Source organism: Duganella sp. CF458 (assembly GCF_900113115.1).
GTDB lineage: Bacteria > Pseudomonadota > Gammaproteobacteria > Burkholderiales > Burkholderiaceae_D > Rugamonas.
Genome location: NZ_FOOF01000006.1, coordinates 131,979 through 156,501, shown reverse-complemented (window position 1 = coordinate 156,501; position 24,523 = coordinate 131,979). Strand labels below are relative to the sequence as shown.

Below are 24,523 nucleotides of genomic sequence, written 5' to 3'. Positions count from 1 at the left end.
GCATGGACATAATAGTTCGCGAAGCGACTGCGGAAGACGCGCCCCTGATCGCCGAGCTCACGCGCAAAGCGTGGGCCGGCAAGGTCAGTGTCACCTCCAGCGGACACCGTGAAACCGCCGTCTACGTCGCCGACCACCTGCGCGACGGCGGCGGTTTTATTTTGCTCGATGGCGAAACGCCGATCGGCTCCGTGCGCTGGCTGCCGCTCGACGCGGAGCCCGACGTGTGGGAAATCCTGCGCATGGGCGTGGTGGCCGGCTACCGCGGCACCAACCTGTCGCAGCACCTGCTGGAAGCCGTGATCCATCACGCCCTGGCCGCCGGCATCGAAGAACTGCGCCTGGCCGTGCGCAGCGACCAGCCCAAGCTGATCGACTTCTACACCGCCTATGAATTCACGCTGGCCGAAGAACTGGAATACTCCCACGCCAACCCGCTCGAGCCGGCCCCGCTGGTCATGCGGCGCCACCTTCGGCACTAGCAGGTCAATTCAGGTCCGGCGCCAGCCGAAATAGATGCCGGCCGCGACAGGCGCACCAAGGGCGAGCGCGGACACGGCATCCCACCAGCCATCACCCACCAGCGCCGAGCCAAGCCCGATGGCCGTGGAAATGCCCAGCAAAACGGGCATGCCCCAGAGTTTCCAGTTCATTTGGAGAGCCCCTCCAGCGCGGCTGCGGGAAGCGCGGCTTCGGCCGCCGCCGGCGCGGCAGCACCGCGCTTCAGCCACAGGTACAAACCGCTGCCCAGCACGATGATGGTCGCGATATCGAGCAGGGCCCACAACAGCTTCATCGCCTGCCCGCCGTAATCACCGAAATGCAGCGGCTGCGAAATCAGCAGCGCGGTCAGGTACCACGGCAGCTCACGGTTGTCGGTTACCTGCGCGGTCTGGGCATCGACCAGCACCGGCTTGTACAGGCGCGAGGTCAGCGCCTGGTCGCCACGCATGAAGATGCCGTAATGGTGAGCGCTGGTGAACGGCGTGCCGGGGAAGGCGACGAAGCCGATCTTCATGCCCGGCTCCGCAGCCAGCGCGCGCTGCATCGAGTCGTCCATCGAGGCCAGCGAGGCCGGCGGCGGCAGATTCTTGTACGGTGCCACCATCTCCGCCATTTCCGTGAATTGCCAATATTTGAGCAGCAGGTCGGCCCAGGTATTGATCATGCCTGTCGCACCGACCACCAGCGCCCACACCAGGGTCACGATACCCAGCAGGTTATGCATGTCCAGCCACTTCAGGCGCGGGGCGCGGTCGCGGCGCACGGTGCCGAAGTCCAGCTTGCGCATGAACGGCGCGTACAGTACCACGCCCGAAACGATCGCCACCACCAGCAGCAGGCCCATGAAACCCAGGAACAGCTTGCCCCACAGCCCGGCGTACAAGTCCACGTGCAGGTGGAACATCACGCCGAGAAAAGTGTCTTCAAAGTTGTGTTGCGCCAACACCTTGGCCGTGCGCGCGTCGATGGCGACCGGCTTGAAATTGGTATCGGTCGGATGGTCGCCCAGCGTCAGGTTCCAGATATTCGGCTCGTCCGCTTCCTGCGACATATACATCATGATCTTGCCGGGATACAGGGCCTTGGCCACGGCGATCACTTCATCGACGTTGGCTCTCGGCGTATCGGCCGCCATGGCGGGCGCTTCGGTCTCATAGCCCATCGCATGGCTGATCTCATGGTGATAGATCAGCGGCAGGCCGGTCAGGCATAGCAGCAGCATGAAAATGGTGCAGACCAGGCTGCTCCATTTGTGTATCCATGCCCAGCGGCGGGTGGTGTGAGGACTCATGAAGGCTCGAAAAGTAAAGATATGTTAATGCGAATAGTTCGCATTTAGATTAGCATATTACATTCCGCAACTAAATTTGGCTAGTCACTCATGTACAAACTCACTCCCCTCGCCTTCGCCGCCGCTGTCCTGGCCAGTGGTTTTGCAAGCGCGCAGGAAATGCCGACCGTGGTGGTCAGCGCCTCCGCCGATGCTTCGGCCGAGGGCCTGCCCAAGGCCTATGCCGGCGGCCAGGTGGCGCGCGGCGGCCGCCTCGGCCTGCTGGGCAATATGGACATGATGGACACGCCCTTCAACACCACCAACTACACCCAGGCGTTGATCCAGGACCAGCAGGCGCGCTCCATAGCCGACGTGCTGCAGAACGACCCTTCCGTGCGCGTGGCGCGCGGCTTCGGCAATTACCAGGAGCTGTACGTGATCCGCGGTTTTGCCGTGAACTCGGATGACCTCGCCTATAACGGCCTGTACGGCCTGCTGCCGCGCCAGTTCGTTGCCTCCGAACTGCTGGAGCGCGTGGAAGTCTTCCGCGGCGCCAACACTTTCATCAATGGTGCCCAGCCAGGCGGCGGCGGCATCGGCGGCACCATCAACCTGCTGCCGAAACGCGCAGCCAACCGCGACCTGAGCTCGCTGACCCTGGGCACGGAATCGGGCGGCCAGGGCTACGCGGCGCTCGACCTGGGCCGCCGCTTCGGCCTGGAGCAGCGTACCGGCCTGCGCATCAACGCAGTGCGCCGCGACGGCGATACCGCCATCGACCGTGAAGGCCGCGAACTGAGCGTGCTGTCGGCTGCGATGGATTATCGCGGCGATGCTTTCCGCGTCTCGGCCGACATCGGCCACCAGGAGCACAAGCTGGCCGGCGCCCGCCCCAGCGTGACGGTGGCCGGCGGCATTGCCCTGCCCGCGGCGCCGGACGCATCGTCCAATTTCGCACAAAGGTGGACTACGTCAAACGAACGCGATACGTTCGGCACCCTGCGCGGCGAAATGGACCTGGCCAAGGACGCCGTGGCATGGGCCGCACTGGGCGCGCGCAGCGGCAGCGAGTTCAACATCCTGGCAGCGCCAACTGTCAGCGCCGCGGACGGCACTGCCACTATGTACCGCTTCGACAATGCCCGGAAGGACAATGTGCGCACCGGGGAAGCCGGCGTGCGCGGCAAGCTGCAAACCGGCAGCATCGGCCACAGGCTGAGCGCGACCATGTCCGGCTACTGGCAGGAATCGAAGAATGCCTATGCCATGAGCGACTTCCTGACCGGCTTCGCGACCAATATGTATCGTCCGGTCGACGTGGCCGCCCCGCCCGCGACCTTCTTCACGGGCGGCAAGATGGGGCATCCGCTGCGCACCGGCAAGCAGATCCTGTCGAGCTATGCCATCGCCGACACCATGGCACTGGACGATGGCCGCTGGCTGCTGACTGCCGGCGTGCGCCACCAGGCAATGAAGGTCTATGGCTATGACTACAACACGGGTATCCAGAACGCCGCCTATGATGACAGCGCCGTGTCGCCGGTCGCCGGCATCGTCTTCAAGCCCGTCAAAGGTGTAGCGCTGTATGCCAACTACATCGAAGGCCTGCAACAGGGGCCGGTCGCCTCCGGCACCGATATCGACAATGTTGGCGCCGTTTTCGCTCCCTTCGACTCGCGCCAGAAGGAAATGGGTGTGAAAGTCGACACCGGTTCATTGGGATTCAGCGCGGCGGTATTTTCCACCGGCATGCCTTCGGCCTATGTCCAGAACCGCCACTTTGGCGTTTTCGGCGAACAGCGCAATCGCGGGCTTGAATTGTCGGTCTTTGGCAATCCCATGCGCGGCATGCGCCTTTTGGGGGGATTAACCTTGCTCGACGCCAAGCAGCGCCGTACTGCCGATCCAGCCACCCAGGGTAATGCAGTAATCGGCGTTCCCAAAACCCAGCTTAACCTGGGTTCGGAATGGGACATGCCGGGCGTACCGGGCATGAGCCTGAATGCACGGGCGATTTATACGTCCAAACAATTTGCCGATGGCGCGAATACCCAGCAATTGCCGTCGTGGTCGCGAATTGACCTGGGCCTGGCTTATGCGACGCGCATTGCGGACCGCGCTGTCATTTTACGCGCACGTGCAGATAATGCATTCGACAAGAATTATTGGGCGTCGGCTGGCGGTTATCCGGGCGCCGGTTACCTGGTTGCCGGTGCACCACGCACGATAACCGTTTCAGCGACCGTCGAGTTTTAACGTAAAGCCCGGCAGCCGCGCCAATTCCTGGCACGTTCAGGCCATTAACTGGCTCGCGGCTGCAATGGGTTTCGGCGGCTTGGGCGGCGGTTTCTGGCAGGCAGTAAGGGTGATGGCTGCCGCGAGCGCGGCAAGGACGAGGATACGCATGGCAACCTCCGGCAAAGATCAGAAATTATCAGATTCAGCGCCGCGCCGTCGCACGGCCGGAGGAGATAATAATGCCGCCGACGATCAGGATAAATGCAACGCCGTGATAGATTTTCGGCGCCTCGCCGAGAATGAAGGAAGAAAGCAGCGCGGTAAATAAGGGCGTCAAATTCACGAAGAACGACGCCACCGCCGGCCCCGCCTGCTGCACGCCGGCGCCCCAGCAACGAAACGCGATAATCGCCGGTCCAATGGCGACATAAGCCAATGCGGCGATCAGCGGCCAGCTCCAATAAATCGGCGCGGAGGATATTGCCGCCTCCCCTGCGGCAAATAAGCCCGACCACACCGCGCCAAATGCCACCTGCGCCAATAGGAAACTCGCCCAATGGCCACGCATATCAGCGGGGCCGTTGGTGCGCGTTAATAGCCAGCTATATAGAGACCAGGCAATCGTCGCCAGGATCATGAATATATCGCCGGCCACCAGGCGCAATTCCATCAGGTGCAGCCATTCACCGCGCGCCAATACCAGCAGGACGCCGGCAATCGACAGCGCCGCGCCGGCAACCTGGCGCCGCGACACCCCGGCGCCGAAAAACAGCCAGCCGGTCAACATCATCCATACCGGCATGCCGGACGCCACCAGCGTCACATTGATCGGGGTGGAGCTCTGCAGGGCAAGGTATTGCAGGGCGTTATACAGCCCGATGCCGAGCAAGCCCAACACAGTAAAGCGCTGCCAATGCGTCCACAGCCCACTGCCGCGGTGGAAAATCGGCCCGGAAAATGGCAGCAGCAGGACGAACGCGATCGCCCAGCGCAGGAAGTTCAACATGATCGGCGGCACCTCGTGCGCCACCATGCGCCCCACGATCGCGTTCCCCGCCCAGAGCAGTGGCGGTACGGTCAGGAGTATTGCTGTGCGGGCTTTCATGGTGCCCGCAAGGATACGCTATTTCTGAACTAACCGCGCTTGGCCTTCTGCTTCGCTCCACCACCTGCACCTTCGCTGCTGCCCGCCTTGGTGCGTGAGGCTTCATTTTTCGTGTTGCGTTTGGCTGTGTCCTGGTTGCCGGTCTTGTCGGACTCGACAGTCTGCACCGATTGCCGGTTCTGATTGCTGGTTTGTTTGTTCTGTGCCATGGCGGCCTCCTTGACTGGGATTGAACCGTCACTGTGGCGTGCGCTCTATTGCGGGTCTGTGCGCTGGCAAACCAGCGTGGCGGCCTGCCCACGCCAGGGGAAGTTTTTCTTGTCGCCGACCTGGGCAGCAGTGACAATGGGGGCGCAGGACGAGGCCTAAACAACAATATTAAAAGGTATCCATGAAACGACTGCTCCCAGCCATCACCCTCCTCCTTCCCGTCGCCGCTACGGCGCAAACCCAGGTCAATATATATGGCGTGGTCGACGCCTTCGCCGGCCGCACAGCCACCGCCAGCGCGCCGCAGGCCGTGAGCGCGGTCAACAGCGGCGGCATGATCACCTCCTACTACGGTTTTTCCGGCACGGAAGCACTGGGCGGCGGCCTGAAGGCCCAATTCCAGATCGAAGGCTTCTTCCGCGGCGATACCGGCGAGGCCGGACGCTTCCCGGGAGAAGGCATGTTCGCCCGCAATGCCAACGTCGGCCTGGCCGGCGAATTCGGCATGGTACGCATGGGACGCATTGCCAATCCTTTGTTTGTGGCCGCCGGCCAGATCAATCCATTCGGCCCGTCCACCCGTTTTTCGCCGCTGATCAACCAGATCTACACCGCTGCCGGCGGCAATGCGACGCTGGGCGATACCGGCTGGAGCAATTCGATCCAATACGCCTCGAACCCGGTGTATGACACGACCTTCGTCGCCCAGTATTCGCTGGGCGAGCAGCCGGGCGCGCACAACAACAACTGGGCCGCAGTCGCCAAATATGCCGGCAAACAGCTGGCCGTGACGCTGGGCGGCGTGAATGTGCGCTTTGGCCCTGGCCTGAGCGTGACCGTGCCGGAACAACGCAGCTACCTGGCTGCGGCGGCCTACGACTTCAAGGTCGTCAAATTGTTCGCCTCCTACTCCGACCACCAGGCCAAGGTCAGCGACCGCGACGCCCATTCCGTGCATGCCGGCTTCACCATCCCGACGCATGGCGGTGCGGGGCGCTGGATGGTGGCGTGGTCGCGCCTGACTGACAAGGCAAAAGTGGTGCCGGAATTCCACCGCGACACCGGCGCCGCCGGCTACGACTACAATCTTTCGCCGCGCACCGACGTGTACGCCGTGCTGATGTACGACAAGATTAGCAACGCTAGCAAGGGAAATACCTACGTCGCTGGCATTCGGCATCGTTTCTGACGAGAAAAGACGGTAAAATGTCCGTTGCTGAACCCAGTTATTTTCACGATATGAAATTCCTCAAGCAGAATCACAAATACGAATCCGACCATTCCTTGTTCATCAAGGACCTGAAAGCCAAGAACCCGGACCTCGAAGCTGGCCAGCAAGCCGGCCGTGCGATCCTGTGGGACAAAGCTTCGACCTCGCTGGACGACCAGGCCCGTGACAAGGCTTCGGCCGTCAAGCAACAGGCTTACGTGTACCAGAACAAGGTATAAGAGCCGGGACGGCACACAGCATGTCGCCAAAAGACGCGGTGGACGAACAGGCCGAACAGGCTGAACTGGCCGTCGCCGCGGATTTGCCGCCTGACGCAGGCGGACCAGGTAGCGGCGCGGCAGACGCGCCACCCGATGCGAGCGCCCCGGCGGAAGCCGACGGCGCCGCTTTCGCACGCCTGTATGGCGAGCCGGTACTCAAGCTGCCGAACGACCTGTATATCCCGCCCGACGCGCTGGAAGTCATCCTGGAAGCGTTCGAAGGCCCGCTGGACTTGCTGTTGTACCTGATCCGCAAGCAGAACTTCAACATCCTCGACATCCCGATGGCCCAGGTGACGCTGCAATACCTGAGTTATGTCGAAGAAATCCGCAAGACCAACCTGGAGCTGGCGGCGGAATACCTGCTGATGGCGGCCATGCTGATCGAGATCAAGTCGCGCATGCTGCTGCCGCAGCGCCAGCACGACCTCGACGTCGAAGCCGAAGACCCGCGCGCGGAACTGGTGCGCCGCCTGCTCGAATACGAGCAGATCAAGCTGGCCGCCTACGACCTGAATTCCCTGCCCCAGGTGGGCCGCGACTTCGTGCGCACCCAGGTCTTCATCGAACAAAGCCTGATGCCGACCTGGCCGGAAGTTGAAGTGGTCGACCTGCAGGATGCCTGGCGCATGCTGATGAAGCGCGCCACGCTGAAGCAGCACCACAAGATCACCCGTGAGGAGCTGTCGGTGCGCGAGCACATGACCTCCATCCTGCGCAAGCTGCAATCCAGCCGCTTCATCGAATTCACCGAATTGTTCAATCCGGAAGCCCCCCCGCCGGTGGTGGTGGTGAACTTCGTCGCGATGTTGGAGCTGGCCAAGGAAACCCTGATTGAAATTACCCAGGCGGAACCGTTCGCACCGATTTACGTGCGTCTTGCGTATTCGCCTGCCTGACTAAAAACTATGAAAATCATCTCCAATATCGAAGAACTGCGCGACCAGCTCAGTGGCCAGTTACGCACTGCATTCGTCCCGACCATGGGTAACCTGCATGAAGGCCATTTGTCGCTGATGCGCCTGGCCCGCAAGCATGGCGACCCGGTGGTGGCGTCCATTTTCGTGAACCGCCTGCAGTTCGGCCCGAACGAGGACTTTGACAAGTATCCACGCACCTTCCAGGCCGACGTGGAAAAACTGGAGAAGGAAGGCGTCTACGTGCTGTTCGCGCCGACCGAAAAGGATATGTACCCGGAGCCGCAGGAATACCGCGTGCAGCCGCCTGACGGCCTGGGCAATACGCTGGAAGGCGAGTTCCGCCCCGGCTTCTTCGGTGGCGTGTGCACCGTGGTGACCAAGCTGTTCTCCTGCGTGCAGCCCAAAGTGGCCGTGTTCGGCAAGAAGGACTACCAGCAGCTCATGATCGTACGGAATATGGCGCGCCAGCTTGGCATGCCAACCGAGATTGTCGCCGCCGAGACCTACCGCGCCGACGATGGCCTGGCGCTGTCCTCGCGCAATATGTACCTGTCGGCCGCAGAGCGCGCCGAAGCGCCTGCGTTGTACCGCGCGCTGAACCAGGTGGCCGACGAAGTGCGCGGCGGCCATCTCGACGTGTTCCAGCTGGAGCACAAGGCAATGGACGAGCTGGCCGCCCGCGGCTGGAAGCCTGACTACATCTCGATCCGCAAGCGCAACGACCTGCAACCGCCCAATGCCGGCGACCTGGCGCAAGGCGAAAAGCTGGTGGTGCTGGCCGCCGCCAAACTGGGCACCACCCGCCTGATCGACAACCTCGAAATCTGATCGATCGCAACCCTAGCGCAGGGCCTCGGCGACCTGGTCGCCGAACTCCATCCCATACAATTGCGAAGCCAGCTGGATGGTGCGCATGGCGCAGATCTCGACAGCCGGCGTACCCGGCTGTCGCATGCACTTTCCTTGATGTAGCGTAGCAAACTCTTCCGCCTGCGCGCTGCTGCCATGGGCAGAAGCCAGCGCCGCCACCAGCGCGATGCCGATGGCGATTTGTACCTTGAGCGACAGCGTCCAGCGGTAACGAATGAAGAACATGGCGCCTCCCGAAAGCTAGCGTGTTCGTGATGCTACCCAGACAATATTTCCGCTTAATGACTCCAACCGTTGATTTGACGCAACTAGTCTGTTGCCAACGCCCGCTGACCTATCAGAAAATTCCCACAATCCCTTTCTTTATTGTAGGATGCTCCACTTGTGAATTTTCACTTGCAGACTGAATTCAGTACAGAGGGATAACAGCATGGAATTCCGGTTGGGCGCTAGCGCCATTACCACGGCTGACAGCGCCCACCACCGTGGCAGCAGCGCGTCCCTGTATGCAAAGCTATTTTGCCTGGCAATCCTGATCCTTGCCACTGGCGTCGAGTCGAAGCGCTGGTTCAGCGCACGCCACGCCAATTCGGCCATGCTGGTGCCCCCGGCCCAACCCGGCAAGGTCAGCTTCATCCCGCGCAGCGCCACGCTGCTGCCGAAGCCACCCAACGCTCCCTCCGCCCACTCCAGCGCCATGACGCCGCTGCCTGGCGGGCGCATGGCCGCATTCTGGTGGGCCGGCAGCCGGGAAAGCGGGCCGGACGTGAAGGTCTACGCCTCGCACTGGAAAGACGGCAAATGGGCCCAGCCTTGGGAAGTGGCCAGCCGCGACTCCCTGTCGGCCGCCTTGGGCTACGGCGTACGACGGATCGGCAACCCGGTCGCCTGGGCCTCCACCGAAGGGCGCATCAACCTGTTCGTGGTGGCCACCGGCCTTGGCGGTTGGGCCGCCTCGCGCGTGGTCCAGTTGGTATCCGATGACCTGGGCAAGAGTTTCACGGTCAAGCGCGTGCTGCAGATGTCGCCGCTGTTCAATACCAGCATGCTGGTGCGCACCACCCCGGTCGGCCTGGCCGATGGCGGCTGGCTGCTCCCGGCGTATTTCGAAATGGGCATCAAATACCCGCTGATGCTGGCCTTCGACCAGAACGGCGACCCGCGCTGGATATCGCGCATCGGCACCCGCATTTCCACGCTGCAGCCAACCATCGTCCCGTTCTCGCCCTCCGAGGTCCACGCCTGGATGCGCGATTCGAGCGACGAGCAGCGGGTGCAGCATGCGCGCAGCGACGACGGCGGCGTGAACTGGGATGACCTGCCGGCGCTTTCCCTGCCGAACCAGAGTACTTCCCTCAGCGCGCTGCGCCTCAGCAATGGCAGTATCGCCATGTTGCATAACCATATGCTGCCCGGCGGTTCCGACCGCAATGTGCTGCGCCTGTCGACCACCAGCGACGGCCGCAGCTGGACACGCGTGACCGACATCGCCCATGGGAGAGCCGGCGAGGAATTTTCCTACCCCGACTTGCACCAGGTCGGCAATGAATTACACATCACCTACACCTCGCGCCGCGAGGCGATCGCCCACCATGTGATCGAGCTCAATTTCGGCGGGGCGGCGGAATGACCCTGCCCGACCTGCTCCTGCAAAGCACGTACGGCAAGGTGGCATGGGGGATTGTGCTGGCCACCCTGGTGATCGGCTTGCTTCCGGCTTCCCGCCAGCTGTCGCGGCGTGCCACCGCCCAGCTCCTGGGCGTGATGATCGTGCTGGCACTACTGCCGGGACCGTTCTCGCCCGCCTATTGGATTGCCCTCGCGCTCCAGTGGCCAAGCGGTTTGCTGGTCGGCCTGTGCCTGATGCGCCTGGTCCACCCCTGGTGGCCGGCCACCGCCAAGCGCGGCCTGTCCGTTGCCCTGGCCGGCGCGATCGCGCTGTTGGGCACCGTCCTCTATCTGGACGCACTGGGATTGCTCCCGCTCGGGCTATACTTCTGGGGCTTCGGCCCGCGTGGCGCGCCGCTGTTAGCGCTGGCGGCCATGGCGCTGTGCGTGGCCTGGATCATCCAGGGCCGCTCGCGCCCGCAAGCCTTTGCCGCACTGGGCGCCCTCACCCTTTTCACCTTGTTGCGCCTGCCCACCGGGAACCTGTGGGATGCCCTGCTCGATCCAATGCTCTGGATCTGGGCCGTCGTGACGCTCGCGATCCGGGCCTGGCGCAAACGGCAACGTCATCTTGAAACAAACAAAATAGGAGCAGGTCCGTGTTAAATCGTAAATGGTATTCGCATCCGGTGCTGTTGACCGGAATCGCCATCAATCTATTCGTGCTGATACTGGCCGTCTCGGTGAAGGGATCGCCCGAACAACTGATGCGCGTGCTGACCGAAGACGGCATCGTCGAATGGATGCAGTTCCTGTGCTTCGCCATGACTGCCGGCCTGCTGGTGTTTGCCGGCGTCGAACGCTGGAAGCGCAGCGGCTTCGACCTGGCCACGCTGGGCATGCTGGGCCTGGGCCTGGTGGTCGCCGCTGCGGCGATGGAAGAGATCAGCTGGTTCCAGCGCATCCTGCACGTGCAGTCTTCCGAGTTCTTCCAGCAGAATAACCGCCAGGGCGAAACCAACCTGCACAACCTGGCGATCGGCAAGGGCGGCAGCATCCACAAGACCATCATGTTGAAGATGATCCTGCTGGCCGGCCTGACCCATAACGTGATCCTGCCGCTGCTGGCACGCAGCCGTCCTGCCGTGCGCAATTTCGTCGAAAAGTTCGGCGTCTACCTGCCGCCGCTGCCGGTCTCCGTGATCTACCTGGTGCTGGTGGCGCTGTCGCACGTGCTGATCGAGCATCCGCGCAAAGGCGAACTGGGCGAACTGTTCGGCGCTGTGCATTACATGTCCACCATCTTCGCCGCTTACTTCCTCGGCTTTGGCTACAGCCAGCCCGCAGTATTCCAGCAGACGGTCGAAGCACGCCTGGTGGACAAGCTGTTCAGCGGCGTCATGCTCTTCCTGCTGCTGACCGCCTGGCTGCTCAGCGCCGGCGCCGGCGCGATGATGGGTTAATTGGGCGAATAACATGAATCGAGCGGCAGCCCGCCTGGCCCACCTGACCCGATGGGCAGGCCCTTACGCTACCCTGGTGCAGATGGTGCTTGCCGGGCTGGTCATCCTTTCGGTATCGCGCCTCGGCCTGGCCGCCTGGCAATGGGAGCGCGTCAGCGCCACCGGCATCCTGGGCGAGATGCTGGCGCAAGGGGTACGTGCCGACCTGATCCTGCTCGGCTACCTGCTGGCGCTGCCGCTGTTGCTGGCGCCATTCCTGGCCCAGCGCTACTCGGCACGCGCCTGGCAGCTGTTCAGCATCAGCTGGGCCAGCCTGGGGCTGCTGTTCATCATCTTCATGGAACTGTCCACGCCGCAGTTCATCATGCAATACGATTTCAGGCCGAACCGCCTGTTCATCGAGTACCTGTCCTATCCGAAGGAAGTCGCCGCCACGCTGTGGAACGGCTTCCGCCTGGCAGTCATCCTCGGCATGGGCGGCACCGCCCTGTTGACCGTGCTGGTGTTCCGTCTGCTGAAATCGGCCGCCGCCGGCACTGTCATGTGGTCGCCCAAGCTGGTGTTGCTGACCTGGCCGCTGCTGGTGCTGCTGGTCGGCTTCCAGATCCGGTCCACCACCGAGCACCGCCCGGCCAATCCGGCGACCTTCGCGCTGACCGGCGATGCCATGGTGAATTCGCTGATCATCAACTCGCCGTGGTCGGTGATCGACGCGATGGCGTCGATGCGCAAGGAAGCCAACTCCTCCGAGATCTACGGCAAATTCCCGCGCGAGAAAGTATTCCCGGCGGTGACGGCCGCCCCATGGCTGCGCGACTACCAGTTCACGCAGCCTGAGCTGCCTACCCTGCATGCGCAGCAAGCCGCCATCCAGCGCGACAAGCCGCTCAACCTGGTGATCGTGCTGGAGGAGAGCCTGGGCGCCACCTTCGTGCAATCGCTGGGGGGCTTGCCTGTCACGCCGGAACTGGAAAAACTGAAAAACGAAGGCTGGTGGTTCGAGCAACTGTATGCCACCGGCACCCGTTCCGTGCGCGGCATCGAGGCTGTGGTGGCGGGATACGCGCCGACGCCGGCGCGCAGCGTCGTCAAGCTCTCGCTGGCGCAGCAGAATTTCTACACGCTGGCGCTGGGCCTGGGCAAGCAGGGTTACCACACCGAGTTCGTGTATGGCGGCGAGGCGCACTTCGACAATATGCGCAGCTTCTTCACCGGCAACGGCTTCCAGAACGTGGTCGACCGCGACGATATGCAGCCGAAATTCGTCGGCAGTTGGGGCGCCTCCGATGAAGACCTGTTCGACAAATCGCTGGAACGGCTCAAGCACCTGCATGCGCAGAAAAAGCCGTTCTTCAGCCTGATCTTCAGTTCCTCCAACCACGAGCCGTTCGAATTCCCGGACGGGAAGATCGCGCTGCATGACCCCGCCAAGCAGACGGTGAACAACGCCGTCAAGTACGCCGACTACGCGCTGGGCAAGTTCATCGCCGAGGCCAAGAAGCAGGACTATTGGAAGGATACGGTGTTCCTGATCGTGGCCGACCATGACAACCGCGTGTACGGCAACAGCCTGATGCCGATCAAGAAGTTCCACATCCCGGGCCTGATCCTGGGCGCCGACGTGGCGCCGAAACGCATCACGACCCTGGCCAGCCAGATCGACCTCGGCCCTACCCTGCTGTCGATGATCGGCATTTCGAGCAGCCACCCGATGATCGGGCGCGACTTCGTCAAGGACAGCACGACACCGGGCCGCGCGATCATGCAATTCGATAATTACTTCACCTGGCTGGAAGGCGATACGGCAACCATCCTGCGCCCAAGCCAGGAACCGTTGATCGGCCGTTACGACTTTGCCAAAGGCGAGTTGCAGCTGACCGATACCAAGCCGACGCAAGCGCAGGCGGAACAGGCCATGGCGCATGTGATCGCGCCTTCGCTGCTGTACCGCGAACAGCGCTACCGCCTGAGCAAATAAGCACGAACTGACAGCCGGCAGAGGAGCGAGTGGCAAGCAGCAGCTTGCCCCTCGTTGCATGCATCGTGGCAAGGAAGGCGCCCGCCGGCGGGCGCTTCGGGATGATTACGTGGTGACGCTCTGGGTCCAGGCCAGGGCCGACAGGTGGGCCTTGTTGACGTCTTCCGGCGACAGCGACAGCGAATCGGCCAGCGAGCTGACCAGGTTCGAGTTCAGTTCGCAGGCCTCGGCCAGCGCCAGGAACGGGCCGTATTTGCCGCCGCGCGTCAGCAGCGCCTTCACCACCTCGTCGCTCAACTGGATCTCTTGCAGCACATCCTTCATCGGGATGCCCAACAGGCGGTCCAGCAGCGAGAACATGCCGGCCACGAAGATATTCTCCGCATCGGCCTTGCCCAGCGCTTTCTGGCCCAGCAACTCGGCCAGGCGGCCGCGCACCACGGCCGTTTCCAGCAACACCGGCGAGAAGCCGGAGGTGGACGCGGTCGCCAGCAGCAGGGTCAGCCAACGGTACATCGGCTGGTAGCCCAGCAGCTGGATGGCCTGTTTCAGCGACTGCACTTCGCGGCCGGCACCGAAGCCGGCCGAGTTGATGTACTTCAGCAGCTTGTACGACAGGGCCGCATCGCGCTTCAGCACGCTCTCCAGCTGGGCCACGTCGGCATTGGCATTCACCATCTGCATCAGTTGCAAGATGATGGTTTGCGAAGGATTCAAGCCCTGCCCTTCGCTGCCCGGACGCGGCGTCAGGTGCAGCTTGCCGACAAAGGCATCCAGCCCCAGCGCGGCGCAGGCATCGAAATCGGACCAGGTGGAGACCGGCCGGCCCACCATGCGGATATTGGAGGTCTTCAGCAGCGAATAGGCGCGCGCCTGCGCGGCCACATCGGCGCCGGTAAAGCGGACTTCGACATACGAACAAATGGTGCCCAGGCGGCTGCCGACGCGCGCCAGGTCGGCTTCGCGCAGCAGGATGCCGACGCCTCCGGCACGCAAGCCCTGCACCGCGGCCAAGGTGGTTGGATTGGCCAGCTCGGACGTCTTCAGCGACAGCACGGTGTGCTCGGGCGGCAGGTCGAACATCGAATCGGTCGACAGCATGCCGGGCACGGCTTGCAGGAACAGGGTTTTCTGCTTCAGCAGCCAGCCATGTTCAGGGTGGTTCACCTGGCCGGCGACGAAGCCGACCAGGCCTTCGAGCTCTTCCAGGGTGGGCACATGGGAAGCAGCTTCCTGCTGCCATGTAAGTTCGTAGCCGACCACGCGCTGCTCGGGATCGAGCAGGGGTTCACGAACCAGGAAATGTGTCTGATGCATACGTGGTCTTATGCTTGACTCAGGAGGGAACGGCGACGGCCCAAGCCGCCGCCGCCAAGTACGTGCAAAGCCGGGATCAAGCGCCGAGCTTTTCGAAAATCTTGTTCAGCTTTTCATCCAGGGTGGCGGCGGTGAACGGTTTCACCACATAGCCATTGGCGCCTGCCTGCGCAGCCGCGATGATGTTTTCCTTTTTGGCCTCGGCGGTCACCATCAACACCGGCAGCTTGGCCAGCGCGGGGTCGGCACGGATGTTCTGCAACATGGTCAGGCCATCCATATTCGGCATATTCCAGTCGGACACCACGAAGTCGAATTGCTCCGCGCGCAGTTTCGCCAGCGCCATCACGCCGTCTTCTGCCTCGTCCACGTTGGCATAACCCAGTTCTTTCAAGAGATTTCGCACGATGCGGCGCATCGTCGAGAAATCGTCAACAACCAAAAATTTCATCTTTGGATCAGCCATGAATTGCTCCGTTGTTTCTACTTACGCGGTTATTAATTGAAGTGGTGTTCCCAGCAAGTTGTAGGATAGCATTTTCGTTGCTCCAAGGCGAACATACAAGCCCAAAACTGCCATTCCCGTGTCAAACGCGCAATGCACGCGAGCCATGTTGGGCAAGATAACCTAATACCATGCCGGGGAGCGCCTGCAAGGCCCCGACTTCATGCGTTGCACCAACGGCAATGGCTTCACGGGGCATGCCGAACACCACGCAGCTCGCTTCGTCCTGCGCGAAATTATACGCCCCGGCGTTCTTCATCTCCAGCATGCCTGCCGCACCGTCCTTGCCCATGCCGGTCAGGATCACGCCGACCGCGTTCTTGCCCGCATTCTGCGCCGCGGAACGGAACAGCACATCGACCGACGGGCGGTGGCGGTTGACCGGCTCCCCCTGGTCCAGCTTGGTCATGTAATTGGCGCCCGAACGGGTCAGCAGCAGGTGCGAGTGGCCGGGGGCGATGTACGCGTGGCCCGGCAGCACGCGCTCGTTGCCCTGCGATTCCACCACCGCGATCTTGCACAGCGAATCGAGGCGCTTGGCAAACGATTTGGTGAAGCCTTCGGGCATGTGCTGGGTGATCAGGATGCCCGGGCAGTCCGACGGCATTTGCATCAGGAATTCGCGGATCGCTTCCGTGCCGCCGGTCGAGGCACCGACAATGATCAGTTTTTCCGAAGACATCAGGGGATTCCGTAATTGCGGCAGCGGCGTGCCCGCTGCGCCCGGGGTGCCGGCGGCCGGCAAGGTGCGCGCCCGCACCCGCGCCTTGGAGGCGGCGCGGATCTTGTCGGAGATCAGGTCGGCGTACTCGCGCATGCCGGACTGGATCGAAATCTTGGGCTTGGTCACGAAGTCCACCGCCCCCAGTTCCAGCGCGCGCAGCGTGATTTCGGAACCGCGCTCGGTCAGCGACGACACCATCACCACCGGCATCGGGCGCAGCCGCATCAGGCGTTCGAGGAAATCGAGGCCGTCCATCTTCGGCATTTCGACGTCCAGCGTCAGCACGTCCGGGTTGGTCTGCTTGATCAGGTCGCGCGCCACCAGCGGATCGGGCGCCACGCCCACCACTTCCATGTCCGGCTGGCTCTTGATGATCTCGCTCATCACGCTGCGGATCAGCGCCGAATCGTCGCAAATCAGGACTTTGATCTTGTTCATTATGTACACCTAATCTTTTCAGAACAGCTCGACCTCGCCCGCCACCGGCTTGGCCTTGAGGCGGTTGGCGTAGTCGTTTTCACGCTGCGCCAGGGTATCGTTATGGGTTTGCATCAGTTTCTTGACCAGCACCTTGCCGGTCTTGGGGAAGAAGTACACCTTGCGCGGGTAGATGTCGCAAAGGTCTTCGGCCACAATGCGGATCTTCTCGTTCTTCAGGAAGCTTTGCACAAAGGCGGCATTGCGCTCGCCGACGTTGATCGCGGTGAAGCCCTTCAGCACCGCGCCGCCGCCGAACACCTTGGCTTCCAGGTTGTCGCGCCGCGCGCCCGCTTTCAACAGGTCGTTGATCAGCACTTCCATCGCGTAAGTGCCATAGCGCGCCGACGCCGACACCGGGCTGCTCTGGTCGGCCCCGCCATCGGGCAGCATGAAATGGTTCATGCCGCCCAGGCCGGTCAGCCGGTCGCGGATGCAGGCCGACACGCAGGAGCCCAACACGGTCACGATCAGCATGTCCTTCTGGGTGTAGTAGTACTCGCCCGGCAGGATCTTGGCCGCGTCGCAGTCGAAGGTCCGGTCGTAATAGACATTGGTCGCGAATTGTTCTTTATCCATGTCATGCCCTCTTGCGCTCATCGAGCTCGTAGACAGTCTTACCGCGCAACTTCAAAGCGTCCGACACGTACAGGAAGTTCTCGGAATGGCCGGCAAACAGCAGGGCATCCGGTTTCATCAGCGGGACAAAGCGGGACAGGATCTTGCGCTGTGTCGCCTTGTCGAAGTAAATCATCACATTGCGGCAGAAAATCACATCGAAACCGGGACGGATATCCCATTTTTCATCCAGCAGGTTGAGCTGCCGGTAGGTGATCAGCGAGCGCAATTCCTGCCGCACGCGCGCCATGCCTTCGTTGGCGCCGCGCCCTTTCAGGAAGAAACGGCGCTGCTGCTCGGGCGACAGCTTGTCGATCCGCTCCATCGGGTAGACCCCGTTGGCGGCCGTGGCCAGCACATTGGTGTCGATGTCGGTGGCAAGGATGTGCACCGGCGGCGTCAGCGTGTTGAACGCTTCGCAGCAGGTGATGGCAATCGAATACGGCTCCTCGCCGGTGGAGCTGGCGGAACACCAGATATTGATCGTTTCCCCGCGCCTGGCCTTGACGTGCTCGGCCAGCAGCGGGAAGTGGTGCGATTCGCGGAAGAACGACGTCAGGTTGGTGGTCAGCGCATTGGTGAAGGCTTCCCACTCGCCGTTGCCCAGGCGCCCTGCTTCCAGGTCGTCCAGGTAGCGCACGAAACTATTGATGCCGGTGGCGCGCAAGCGTCGCGCCAGGCGGCTGTACACCATCTCCTGTTTGGAGTCGGCCAGCGCAATGCCGGCCCGCTTGTAGATCATTGCGCGGACCCGTTCAAAATCCTTGCCGTTGAAGTCGAACTCTTTCACGGTCTCTTTGGTCAGCGCCATTTTTATAGCTCTCCGCGGTTACATGGACATTAAAACTCTTCCCATTCGTCGCCGGATGGGGCGGCAGCCGCCAGCTTCTTCTTGGCCGGCTGCGCGGCCGGGGCGGCCGGCACCACCGCCGTGCTGCGTGCCGGCGCCGCCGGCTTGGCCTTGCGCTGCGGCGCCGCCGCGCGCTTGGCGAATTCGTCGCCGGCCAGCTTGAAGATCGACACCGCCTGGGCCAGGTTGTTGGCCTGCTCCTGCATCGATTCCGCGGCAGCCGCGGCTTCTTCCACCAGCGCGGCGTTCTGCTGTGTCATTTCGTCCATCTGGCCGATCGCGGCATTGACTTCCTCGATGCCATGGCTCTGCTCCAGGGTGGCGGCGGTGATCTCGCCCATGATGTCGGCCACCTGCTTGATCGAGGTCACGATCAGGCCCATGGTCTGGCCGGCTTCATCGACCAGGCGCCCGCCGGCGTCGACCTTGTCGACCGAATCGTCGATCAGGGCCTTGATCTCCTTGGCTGCCGCGGCGGAGCGCTGCGCCAGGTTGCGCACTTCGGACGCCACCACGGCGAAGCCGCGGCCCTGCTCGCCTGCCCGCGCCGCTTCCACGGCCGCATTCAGCGCCAGGATATTGGTCTGGAAGGCGATGCCGTCGATCACGCCGATGATGTCGACGATCTTGGTCGACGATTGCTTGATCGAGCCCATGGTGTCGACCACCTGCGATACCACGTGGCCGCCCTTCTCCGCCACCGACGAGGCCGATACCGCAAGCTGGTTGGCCTGGCGCGCGTTGTCGGCATTCTGCTTCACGGTGGAAGTCAGGTTTTCCATCGACGAAGCGGTTTCCTCCAGCGAGGACGCCTGCGATTCGGTGCGCGCCGACAGGTCGGCATTGCCGGTCGCGATTTCCTGCGAGGCGGTGGTGATGGTGTCGGTCGAGGCGCGCACCTGGCCGACAGTCCTGACCAGGCTGTCGTTCATGTCCTTCAGCGCCTGCAGCAGTTCCGACGTTTCGTCCTTGCCTTCCACCGTCACCTGCGAGGTGAGCTCGCCCGCCGCCACTTTCTGCGCCACTTCCACCGCCCCGGACAGCGGCCGGGTGATCGATTTGGTGATCACCAGCGCGCACAGGATGCCGACGCCGACCGCCACCGCCGCCAGCACCACCATCCACAGGGTCAGGTTGCGGTCGGCCTTGTTCGAGCTTTCCTTGAAATCGGCCACGGCCGCCTGCTGCAGCTCCACCAGCTTGTTCAGCGCAGTCAGAGTCTGCTGCTGCAGCGGGTCGATGCGGCCGGCGATGACCTTGGCCGCGCCCTCGGCGTTGAAGGCCATGATCTGGCCCATGGCTTCCTTGAAGGCCGCGTCGACGTCGGTCTGCAAGGCGGAGATGTCGTTCACCACCTTTTTCTCGGCGTCGTTCAGGCCCAGGCTTTGCAGCTTGGTGCGCGCCGCATCGTAGCGGGCGCGGTTGGCCTTGACCTTCTCTTCTTCCTTCTGCATCAGGCTGACGTCCGACTGCAGGCCGATATTGCGCATGGCGATGCCGGTTTCCAGCATCGCGCTCTTCATCGACTGCGCCTGCAACTCCTTGGCGCCGGACACGTCCAGGCCGGTCATCAGGGCCGCTTTGTTGCGGTAGTTCAGCACATTGGTCAGCAGCACGGTGCCGACCAGGATCAGCAAAATGATCCCGAAACCGAAACCAAGCCGTGTGCCTATCTTGTATTCGCGCACATTCATTTTGTTCTCTCCCCTCGTATCCTGACGGATCGGTATTTTTATGTGTTACGCCGCGAGTTTTTCGCTCAAGCCCATTTCCGGGCTCGACATCAGGCGCTGGATATCGACCAGGATCAGCATGCGCTCGTCGATGGTGCCGAGGCCGATCATGTATTCCGAGCTGAACGCGGTGCCCAGGTCCGGCGCGGCCTTGATCTGCTCCGCCGTCAGCGAGGTCACGTCCGACACCGAATCGACCACCATGCCCACCACGCGGCCGTTGATATTGAGGATGATGACCACGGTGAACTGGTCGTACACCGGTTCGCCCAGCTTGAACTTGATGCGCATGTCCACCACCGGGATGATGATGCCGCGCAGGTTGATCACGCCCTTGATGAATTCCGGCGCGTTGGCGATGCGGGTCACCGCCTCGTAGCCGCGGATTTCCTGCACCTTCAGGATATCGATGCCGTATTCTTCGGAGCCCAGCTTGAAAGCCAGGAACTCCTGGACGGCCGTGCCGGCGCTGCTAGCGTCGCTCATGGTTCTTCCTTCACAAAGTTTGATTCGTCAACCAGCTGGCGCGACGAGCGCACCAGCGCCGTCACGTCCAGGATCAGCGACACGCCGCCGTCGCCCAGGATGGTGGCACCGGAAATGCCGGTCACCTTGCGGTAATTCGATTCCAGGTTCTTGACCACGACCTGCTGCTGGCCCACCAGTTCGTCCACGAACAGGCAGGCTTTCTTGCCTTCGGTCTCCACGATCACCAGGATGCCCTGGCAGGGGTCGGTGAAGCGCGGGGCGATTTCGAAAATCTGGTACAGCGGGATCAACGGCAGGTATTCGCCGCGCACCTTGATGACGCGGCCCTTGCCGCTGATTTCCTTCACGTCTTCCGGCGCCGGCTGCAGCGATTCGAGCACGAAGCCCAGCGGCAGGATGTACACCTCGTCGCCGGTCTGGATCAGCATGCCGTCCAGGATCGCCAAGGTCAGCGGCAGGGAAATCGAGATGGTAGTGCCAAAGCCCTTGGCCGAACGGATGTCGACCGTGCCGCCCATGGCGGTGATATTGCGCTTCACCACGTCCATGCCGACGCCGCGGCCCGACACATCGGTCACCTGTTCGGCGGTCGAGAAACCGGGCGCGAAGATCAGCTGCCACACGTCGGCGTCGCTCATATTCTCGGACAGCGGCAAGCCGTTCTGGCGCGCCTTGGCCAGGATCCGGTCGCGGTTCAAGCCGCCGCCATCGTCCGATACTTCGATGATGATGCTGCCGCCCTGGTGCGAGGCGGACAGGAACAGGCGCCCGGTTTCGGACTTGCCGGCCGCCTTGCGCACCTCCGGCATTTCGATGCCATGGTCGATCGAGTTGCGCACCAGGTGGGTCAGCGGGTCGACGATGCGTTCGATCAGGCCCTTGTCGAGCTCCGTGGCGGCGCCGCTGGTGACGAATTCGACTTTCTTGCCAAGCTTGGTGGCCAGGTCGCGCACCATGCGCGGGAAGCGCGAGAACACGAAGTCCATCGGCATCATGCGGATCGACATCACCGATTCCTGCAAGTCGCGCGTGTTGCGGGTGAGCTGGGAAATGCCGCTCATCAGCTTCTCATGCAGCACCGGGTCCAGCGTGCCGGCGCGCTGCTCGATCATCGCTTGCGTGATCACCAGCTCGCCGACCAGGTTGATCAACTGGTCCACCTTTTCCACCGAGACGCGGATCGAGGACGATTCGCCGCCGGCCGGGGTGTGGGCCTGTTTTTCCGCTTCCTTGCGGGCGGCTTTCTTTTCCTGTTCTTCGCTCGGCTTCGCCACCTCCGCCGGCACGTCCTGGATGCCGGCCTGGGCGCGGATCACTTCCAGCGGCTGGAAGAAGCCGTAGCCGCGCGCATCCTCGGCGGCAGCGCCGGCATTGCCGCGGATTTCGTCGAGCGGCTGGAAGAAGCCGTAGCCTTCGCCGTCCGCCGCCGGTGCAGCGCCGGCGCCGGCACCCGCGCCAGGCAGGGGGTCGAAGAAGCCATAGCCCTGCTCCGCTTCCTTGCGTACCCGCTCGGCATTCTCGCGGGCGGCCTGGGTCGGGCTCAGGGCCGGCTGCTCGCTGACCTTCATCTGCTCGGCATCGATCACGAAAGAGCAGATGGCCACGATATCGTCCAGCGATTCGTGGGTGGTGACCAGCATGGCATGGCGCTCGGCGTCCAGCGGCACCAGTTCCACATGGCCCATCAGGCCAAGTTCGGCCGCCAAAGCCTCCACTTCCCGCAGCACCATGGGCGGCAGTTCCAGGCGGTAGCGCTTGCCGCCGCTGTGGTCGACCGCCTGCGCATCCGGCGTGCTGAAGCCCGACGCCACCGGCGCCATCGCTTCGATGTGCACGTCCTGCGCCAGCTCCTGCAGCATCATGCGCACGTCGCCCACCGCTTCCTGGTCGACCGCGCTGCCCAGGCGATGCCCGTCCAGCTGCATCTTCAGGATGTCCTTGGCGGCCAGGAAGGCGTCCACGTGGGTCGCGGTCAAGGCCATTTCGCCCTTGCGGATGCGGTCCAGCAGCGTCTCGAGCACGTGCGTGACTTCGGTCATGTCGGTCACGCCGAACGTCGACGCGCCGCCCTTGACCGAGTGCGCGGTACGGAAAATCGCGTTCAAGTCCTCTTCGCTGGGCGACGCCACGTCGACGCCCAGCAGCAGCCGCTCCATTTCAGCCAGCAGTTCTTCCGCTTCGTCGAAGAAGACCTGGTAGAACTGGCTAATATCGATGGTCATGCCACACCCCTTTATTAGCCGATGACCTTCTTCACTACCTCAATCAAGCGTTGCGGGTCGAAAGGCTTGACCAGCCAGCCATTCGCGCCGGCGGCGCGGCCCTTGGCCTTCATCTCGTCGGACGATTCGGTGGTCAGCATCAGGATCGGGACCTTGGCGTAGGACGGTTGCTCGCGCAGCAGCTTGATCAGTTGCAGGCCATCCATGCGCGGCATGTTCTGGTCGGTCAGCACCAGGTCCACGGTTTGCAGCTTGGCCTTTTCCAGGCCATCCTGTCCGTCGACTGCTTCCACCACCTGGTAGCCGGCTGCCTTCAGGCTGAAAGCCACCATCTGGCGCAGCGAGGAGGAGTCGTCGACTGCAAGAATTGTTTTAGCCATCTTTTTTTCTCACTTGGTTAAATTTTTGTATGCGTTTCTACATTCAGAACAGTTCGATGTCGCCGCTTTCCAGGTGCTTCTGGCTGACCGCCTTGCGCAGCACGCTGCGCAATTCCAGGCTCTGGATCGCCAGCGCCATGCTGACCTTGCTCAGCAGGTCCACGATCTCGTCGCTGCCCGATTCCGGCACCACTTCGGCGCCGTGCGCACCCAGCGTGCCGAGGAACTCCCGCAAGCCGGTGACGCGCTTCAGGGTGCGGTCGATCAACTGGCTGGTCATGTCCTGGAACTGCATGCTGGTAATGGCGGCATTCACATAGCCGCTGACCTGTTCGTTCATTTCCTGCAAGCGCGCCTTGTCTTCCGCCGACGGATCGCCGCCTTGCAGCAGCAGCTCGATGGTGGCCTGCTGGGCACTCACCGCTTCATGGATCGCCATGAAGTTGCGGGTCAGCTTGTCGATCGCTTCCTCCAGCAGCAGGTTGGTCTGCAGCAGGTCGGTCTCGACTTCCGTCAGGTGGCGCCGGCCATGGTCCGACACGCCGGACAGCAGCCGTTTCACGTGGGAGCCAAGGATTTTCTTTCTTGTCATAAAGTCCCTATTTCTTCCCTGCCGGCGCGGCCGGTGCCGCTGCCGCCGCGGCTTGCGTAGCTTCCGTATCGAGGCCCACCTGCAATTTGCCGCCGTCACGCAGCACATTCTCCTCGGTCCGCTTGTTCATCACAATGATGCTGATGCGGCGATTGATCGGGTTGAAAGGATCCGCGCGGTCCAGGTGGGCGGCGCTGGCCAGGCCCACCACGCGCAGGATCTTATTGTCGGCCAGCCCGCCATGCAGCAGCGCGCGGCGCGATGCATTGGCACGATCGGCCGACAGTTCCCAGTTACTGTACCCCGTTTCGGTGAAATACGGCGTGGAGTCGGTGTGGCCGGACAGGCCGATCTTGTTCGGTACGTCGTTCAGGGCCGGCGCAATGGCTTCCAGGATTTCGCCCGCATACGGTTGCAATTCGGCCTTGCCGGCATTGAACATGGGGCGGTTTTGCAAGTCGACGATCTGGATGCGCAAGCCTTCGCTGGTAAAGTCCAGCAACAACTGCTCCTTGAACTTCTTGAGTTCGGCATTGGTATCGATGGTCATTTCGATCCGGGCGCGCAAGGCTTGCAGGCGCGACTTCTCTTCCGCCTCGAGCGCCTTCTTGGCCGCATCGAGGTTATAGCTCTTGTTCTGGGCCGGATCGTCCGTCATCTTGACCTGGCCGGTACGGCGCGACAAATCGGAACCACCGCCCTGGATCACCGAGGAACTGTCGCCGCTGCCGGAGCCGCCTTGCATGGCCACTTTCAGCGGCGTCTTGAAGTATTCGGAAATACCGTTCAGGTCGCCCTTGGTCGTCGAACCGAGCAGCCACATCAGCAGGAAGAACGCCATCATCGCCGTCACGAAGTCGGCGTAAGCGATCTTCCAGGCGCCGCCGTGATGGCCGCCCCCGCCTTTCTTGATCTTCTTGACGACAATCGGCCGCAGGCCTTCTTCAGCCATGGCA

26 protein-coding genes are annotated in these 24,523 nt (G+C 62.6%); 10 read left to right on the top strand and 16 right to left on the bottom strand.

Translation table 11 applies throughout. The features are described 5' to 3' along the window. Window positions 1-2 precede the first annotated feature (2 nt). Window positions 3-482, top strand: coding sequence for a GNAT family N-acetyltransferase (locus tag BM269_RS11160; protein WP_090437098.1), 480 nt, complete (start codon window positions 3-5; stop codon window positions 480-482). Between the two features lie 9 nt (window positions 483-491). On the opposite strand, the gene BM269_RS29425 is transcribed toward BM269_RS11160, so the two are convergent. Beyond that, window positions 492-653, bottom strand: a complete 162-nt coding sequence (locus BM269_RS29425; RefSeq protein WP_170860346.1) for a hypothetical protein — start codon at window positions 651-653, stop codon at window positions 492-494. Continuing rightward, a complete protein-coding gene (locus BM269_RS11155; protein WP_090437097.1) occupies window positions 650-1,795 on the bottom strand; it encodes a PepSY-associated TM helix domain-containing protein in 1,146 nt (381 codons plus the stop codon). The genes BM269_RS29425 and BM269_RS11155 overlap by 4 nt, the downstream gene beginning before the upstream one ends. 90 nt (window positions 1,796-1,885) lie before the next feature. Between BM269_RS11155 and BM269_RS11150 the strand changes: the two genes are divergently transcribed. Next, window positions 1,886-4,033, top strand: coding sequence for a TonB-dependent receptor (locus tag BM269_RS11150; RefSeq protein WP_090437096.1), 2,148 nt, complete (start codon window positions 1,886-1,888; stop codon window positions 4,031-4,033). 184 nt (window positions 4,034-4,217) lie between these two features. Here BM269_RS11150 and BM269_RS11145 read toward each other — a convergent pair whose 3' ends face one another. After that, window positions 4,218-5,120 carry a DMT family transporter gene (locus BM269_RS11145; RefSeq protein ID WP_090437095.1) on the bottom strand — a complete coding sequence of 301 codons (903 nt, stop codon included), beginning with the start codon at window positions 5,118-5,120 and terminating at the stop codon, window positions 4,218-4,220. Window positions 5,121-5,149: 29 nt separating this feature from the next. Further along, entirely contained in the window at window positions 5,150-5,329 is a 180-nt protein-coding gene (locus BM269_RS11140; protein ID WP_090437094.1) for a hypothetical protein, read from the bottom strand. Between the two features lie 182 nt (window positions 5,330-5,511). Here BM269_RS11140 and BM269_RS11135 point away from each other — a divergent pair, with 182 nt between their 5' ends. Genes BM269_RS11135 through panC form a run of 4 tightly spaced genes read left to right on the top strand, consistent with a single transcriptional unit; the run spans window position 5,512 to window position 8,569 of the window. Continuing rightward, a complete protein-coding gene (locus BM269_RS11135) occupies window positions 5,512-6,519 on the top strand; it encodes a porin (protein ID WP_090437093.1) in 1,008 nt (335 codons plus the stop codon). Window positions 6,520-6,569: 50 nt separating this feature from the next. After that, window positions 6,570-6,779: a DUF3460 family protein gene (locus BM269_RS11130; protein WP_090437092.1), complete on the top strand. Its 210-nt coding sequence runs from the start codon at window positions 6,570-6,572 to the stop codon at window positions 6,777-6,779. 20 nt (window positions 6,780-6,799) lie between these two features. Continuing rightward, a complete protein-coding gene (locus BM269_RS11125; RefSeq protein WP_090437091.1) occupies window positions 6,800-7,720 on the top strand; it encodes a segregation and condensation protein A in 921 nt (306 codons plus the stop codon). A gap of 9 nt (window positions 7,721-7,729) precedes the next feature. Further along, complete coding sequence (gene panC, locus BM269_RS11120; protein ID WP_090437090.1) at window positions 7,730-8,569, top strand: pantoate--beta-alanine ligase; 840 nt, start codon at window positions 7,730-7,732, stop codon at window positions 8,567-8,569. A 12-nt stretch (window positions 8,570-8,581) separates the two neighbouring features. Here panC and BM269_RS11115 read toward each other — a convergent pair whose 3' ends face one another. Continuing rightward, the gene (locus tag BM269_RS11115; protein WP_090437089.1) at window positions 8,582-8,836 is read right to left on the bottom strand and encodes a hypothetical protein; all 255 of its coding nucleotides are present in this window, start codon (window positions 8,834-8,836) and stop codon (window positions 8,582-8,584) included. Between the two features lie 205 nt (window positions 8,837-9,041). Here BM269_RS11115 and BM269_RS11110 point away from each other — a divergent pair, with 205 nt between their 5' ends. From BM269_RS11110 to BM269_RS11095, 4 genes are read left to right on the top strand one after another with little or no spacing between them, the layout of a single operon-like run. After that, the gene (locus BM269_RS11110) at window positions 9,042-10,241 is read left to right on the top strand and encodes an exo-alpha-sialidase (RefSeq protein WP_090437088.1); all 1,200 of its coding nucleotides are present in this window, start codon (window positions 9,042-9,044) and stop codon (window positions 10,239-10,241) included. Beyond that, the gene (locus tag BM269_RS11105; RefSeq protein WP_090437087.1) at window positions 10,238-10,885 is read left to right on the top strand and encodes a hypothetical protein; all 648 of its coding nucleotides are present in this window, start codon (window positions 10,238-10,240) and stop codon (window positions 10,883-10,885) included. The genes BM269_RS11110 and BM269_RS11105 overlap by 4 nt, the downstream gene beginning before the upstream one ends. Beyond that, window positions 10,879-11,682: a hypothetical protein gene (locus tag BM269_RS11100; RefSeq protein WP_090437086.1), complete on the top strand. Its 804-nt coding sequence runs from the start codon at window positions 10,879-10,881 to the stop codon at window positions 11,680-11,682. The genes BM269_RS11105 and BM269_RS11100 overlap by 7 nt, the downstream gene beginning before the upstream one ends. Window positions 11,683-11,695: 13 nt before the next feature. Continuing rightward, entirely contained in the window at window positions 11,696-13,660 is a 1,965-nt protein-coding gene (locus tag BM269_RS11095) for an LTA synthase family protein (RefSeq protein WP_229204594.1), read from the top strand. Window positions 13,661-13,765: 105 nt separating this feature from the next. Here BM269_RS11095 and BM269_RS11090 read toward each other — a convergent pair whose 3' ends face one another. From BM269_RS11090 to motB, 11 genes are all read right to left on the bottom strand, one after another. Then, on the bottom strand, window positions 13,766-14,977 hold the full coding sequence (locus tag BM269_RS11090) for an EAL and HDOD domain-containing protein (RefSeq protein WP_090437085.1): 1,212 nt from the start codon (window positions 14,975-14,977) through the stop codon (window positions 13,766-13,768). Between the two features lie 76 nt (window positions 14,978-15,053). After that, window positions 15,054-15,443 carry a chemotaxis response regulator CheY gene (gene cheY, locus BM269_RS11085; RefSeq protein WP_028104141.1) on the bottom strand — a complete coding sequence of 130 codons (390 nt, stop codon included), beginning with the start codon at window positions 15,441-15,443 and terminating at the stop codon, window positions 15,054-15,056. A gap of 121 nt (window positions 15,444-15,564) precedes the next feature. Next, window positions 15,565-16,644, bottom strand: coding sequence for a protein-glutamate methylesterase/protein-glutamine glutaminase (locus BM269_RS11080; protein ID WP_090437084.1), 1,080 nt, complete (start codon window positions 16,642-16,644; stop codon window positions 15,565-15,567). Between the two features lie 18 nt (window positions 16,645-16,662). Continuing rightward, window positions 16,663-17,283: a chemoreceptor glutamine deamidase CheD gene (gene cheD, locus BM269_RS11075; protein WP_170860345.1), complete on the bottom strand. Its 621-nt coding sequence runs from the start codon at window positions 17,281-17,283 to the stop codon at window positions 16,663-16,665. Beyond that, window positions 17,264-18,112, bottom strand: coding sequence for a CheR family methyltransferase (locus tag BM269_RS11070; RefSeq protein ID WP_090437082.1), 849 nt, complete (start codon window positions 18,110-18,112; stop codon window positions 17,264-17,266). Before BM269_RS11070 ends, cheD begins: the two co-directional genes overlap by 20 nt. A gap of 29 nt (window positions 18,113-18,141) precedes the next feature. After that, a complete protein-coding gene (locus BM269_RS11065; protein WP_090437081.1) occupies window positions 18,142-19,845 on the bottom strand; it encodes a methyl-accepting chemotaxis protein in 1,704 nt (567 codons plus the stop codon). A gap of 45 nt (window positions 19,846-19,890) precedes the next feature. After that, window positions 19,891-20,370: a chemotaxis protein CheW gene (locus BM269_RS11060; RefSeq protein WP_090437080.1), complete on the bottom strand. Its 480-nt coding sequence runs from the start codon at window positions 20,368-20,370 to the stop codon at window positions 19,891-19,893. Continuing rightward, window positions 20,367-22,595 (bottom strand): chemotaxis protein CheA, encoded by a 2,229-nt coding sequence (gene cheA, locus BM269_RS11055; RefSeq protein WP_090437079.1) that lies wholly within the window; start codon window positions 22,593-22,595, stop codon window positions 20,367-20,369. Before cheA ends, BM269_RS11060 begins: the two co-directional genes overlap by 4 nt. Window positions 22,596-22,609: 14 nt before the next feature. Further along, window positions 22,610-22,975 (bottom strand): response regulator, encoded by a 366-nt coding sequence (locus tag BM269_RS11050; RefSeq protein ID WP_055936079.1) that lies wholly within the window; start codon window positions 22,973-22,975, stop codon window positions 22,610-22,612. Window positions 22,976-23,018: 43 nt separating this feature from the next. Then, complete coding sequence (locus BM269_RS11045; protein WP_090437078.1) at window positions 23,019-23,567, bottom strand: chemotaxis protein; 549 nt, start codon at window positions 23,565-23,567, stop codon at window positions 23,019-23,021. 7 nt (window positions 23,568-23,574) lie between these two features. After that, entirely contained in the window at window positions 23,575-24,519 is a 945-nt protein-coding gene (motB, locus tag BM269_RS11040; RefSeq protein WP_090437077.1) for a flagellar motor protein MotB, read from the bottom strand. Window positions 24,520-24,523 lie beyond the last annotated feature (4 nt).

What these genes read in the sequence shown, in the direction of transcription:
- BM269_RS11080 (WP_090437084.1), bottom strand. Translation starts at nt 16,644, where the DNA reads ATGAACAAGATCAAAGTCCTGATTTGCGACGATTCGGCGCTGATCCGC.
- BM269_RS11095 (WP_229204594.1), top strand. Translation starts at nt 11,696, where the DNA reads ATGAATCGAGCGGCAGCCCGCCTGGCCCACCTGACCCGATGGGCAGGC.
- BM269_RS11110 (WP_090437088.1), top strand. Translation starts at nt 9,042, where the DNA reads ATGGAATTCCGGTTGGGCGCTAGCGCCATTACCACGGCTGACAGCGCC.
- BM269_RS11090 (WP_090437085.1), bottom strand. Translation starts at nt 14,977, where the DNA reads ATGCATCAGACACATTTCCTGGTTCGTGAACCCCTGCTCGATCCCGAG.
- BM269_RS11070 (WP_090437082.1), bottom strand. Translation starts at nt 18,112, where the DNA reads ATGGCGCTGACCAAAGAGACCGTGAAAGAGTTCGACTTCAACGGCAAG.
- motB (WP_090437077.1), bottom strand. Translation starts at nt 24,519, where the DNA reads ATGGCTGAAGAAGGCCTGCGGCCGATTGTCGTCAAGAAGATCAAGAAA.
- BM269_RS11130 (WP_090437092.1), top strand. Translation starts at nt 6,570, where the DNA reads ATGAAATTCCTCAAGCAGAATCACAAATACGAATCCGACCATTCCTTG.
- BM269_RS11150 (WP_090437096.1), top strand. Translation starts at nt 1,886, where the DNA reads ATGTACAAACTCACTCCCCTCGCCTTCGCCGCCGCTGTCCTGGCCAGT.
- BM269_RS11125 (WP_090437091.1), top strand. Translation starts at nt 6,800, where the DNA reads ATGTCGCCAAAAGACGCGGTGGACGAACAGGCCGAACAGGCTGAACTG.
- cheY (WP_028104141.1), bottom strand. Translation starts at nt 15,443, where the DNA reads ATGGCTGATCCAAAGATGAAATTTTTGGTTGTTGACGATTTCTCGACG.
- BM269_RS29425 (WP_170860346.1), bottom strand. Translation starts at nt 653, where the DNA reads ATGAACTGGAAACTCTGGGGCATGCCCGTTTTGCTGGGCATTTCCACG.
- BM269_RS11045 (WP_090437078.1), bottom strand. Translation starts at nt 23,567, where the DNA reads ATGACAAGAAAGAAAATCCTTGGCTCCCACGTGAAACGGCTGCTGTCC.
- BM269_RS11140 (WP_090437094.1), bottom strand. Translation starts at nt 5,329, where the DNA reads ATGGCACAGAACAAACAAACCAGCAATCAGAACCGGCAATCGGTGCAG.
- BM269_RS11050 (WP_055936079.1), bottom strand. Translation starts at nt 22,975, where the DNA reads ATGGCTAAAACAATTCTTGCAGTCGACGACTCCTCCTCGCTGCGCCAG.
- BM269_RS11145 (WP_090437095.1), bottom strand. Translation starts at nt 5,120, where the DNA reads ATGAAAGCCCGCACAGCAATACTCCTGACCGTACCGCCACTGCTCTGG.
- BM269_RS11060 (WP_090437080.1), bottom strand. Translation starts at nt 20,370, where the DNA reads ATGAGCGACGCTAGCAGCGCCGGCACGGCCGTCCAGGAGTTCCTGGCT.
- BM269_RS11065 (WP_090437081.1), bottom strand. Translation starts at nt 19,845, where the DNA reads ATGAATGTGCGCGAATACAAGATAGGCACACGGCTTGGTTTCGGTTTC.
- panC (WP_090437090.1), top strand. Translation starts at nt 7,730, where the DNA reads ATGAAAATCATCTCCAATATCGAAGAACTGCGCGACCAGCTCAGTGGC.
- BM269_RS11135 (WP_090437093.1), top strand. Translation starts at nt 5,512, where the DNA reads ATGAAACGACTGCTCCCAGCCATCACCCTCCTCCTTCCCGTCGCCGCT.
- cheA (WP_090437079.1), bottom strand. Translation starts at nt 22,595, where the DNA reads ATGACCATCGATATTAGCCAGTTCTACCAGGTCTTCTTCGACGAAGCG.
- BM269_RS11105 (WP_090437087.1), top strand. Translation starts at nt 10,238, where the DNA reads ATGACCCTGCCCGACCTGCTCCTGCAAAGCACGTACGGCAAGGTGGCA.
- BM269_RS11155 (WP_090437097.1), bottom strand. Translation starts at nt 1,795, where the DNA reads ATGAGTCCTCACACCACCCGCCGCTGGGCATGGATACACAAATGGAGC.
- cheD (WP_170860345.1), bottom strand. Translation starts at nt 17,283, where the DNA reads ATGAGCGCAAGAGGGCATGACATGGATAAAGAACAATTCGCGACCAAT.
- BM269_RS11115 (WP_090437089.1), bottom strand. Translation starts at nt 8,836, where the DNA reads ATGTTCTTCATTCGTTACCGCTGGACGCTGTCGCTCAAGGTACAAATC.
- BM269_RS11160 (WP_090437098.1), top strand. Translation starts at nt 3, where the DNA reads ATGGACATAATAGTTCGCGAAGCGACTGCGGAAGACGCGCCCCTGATC.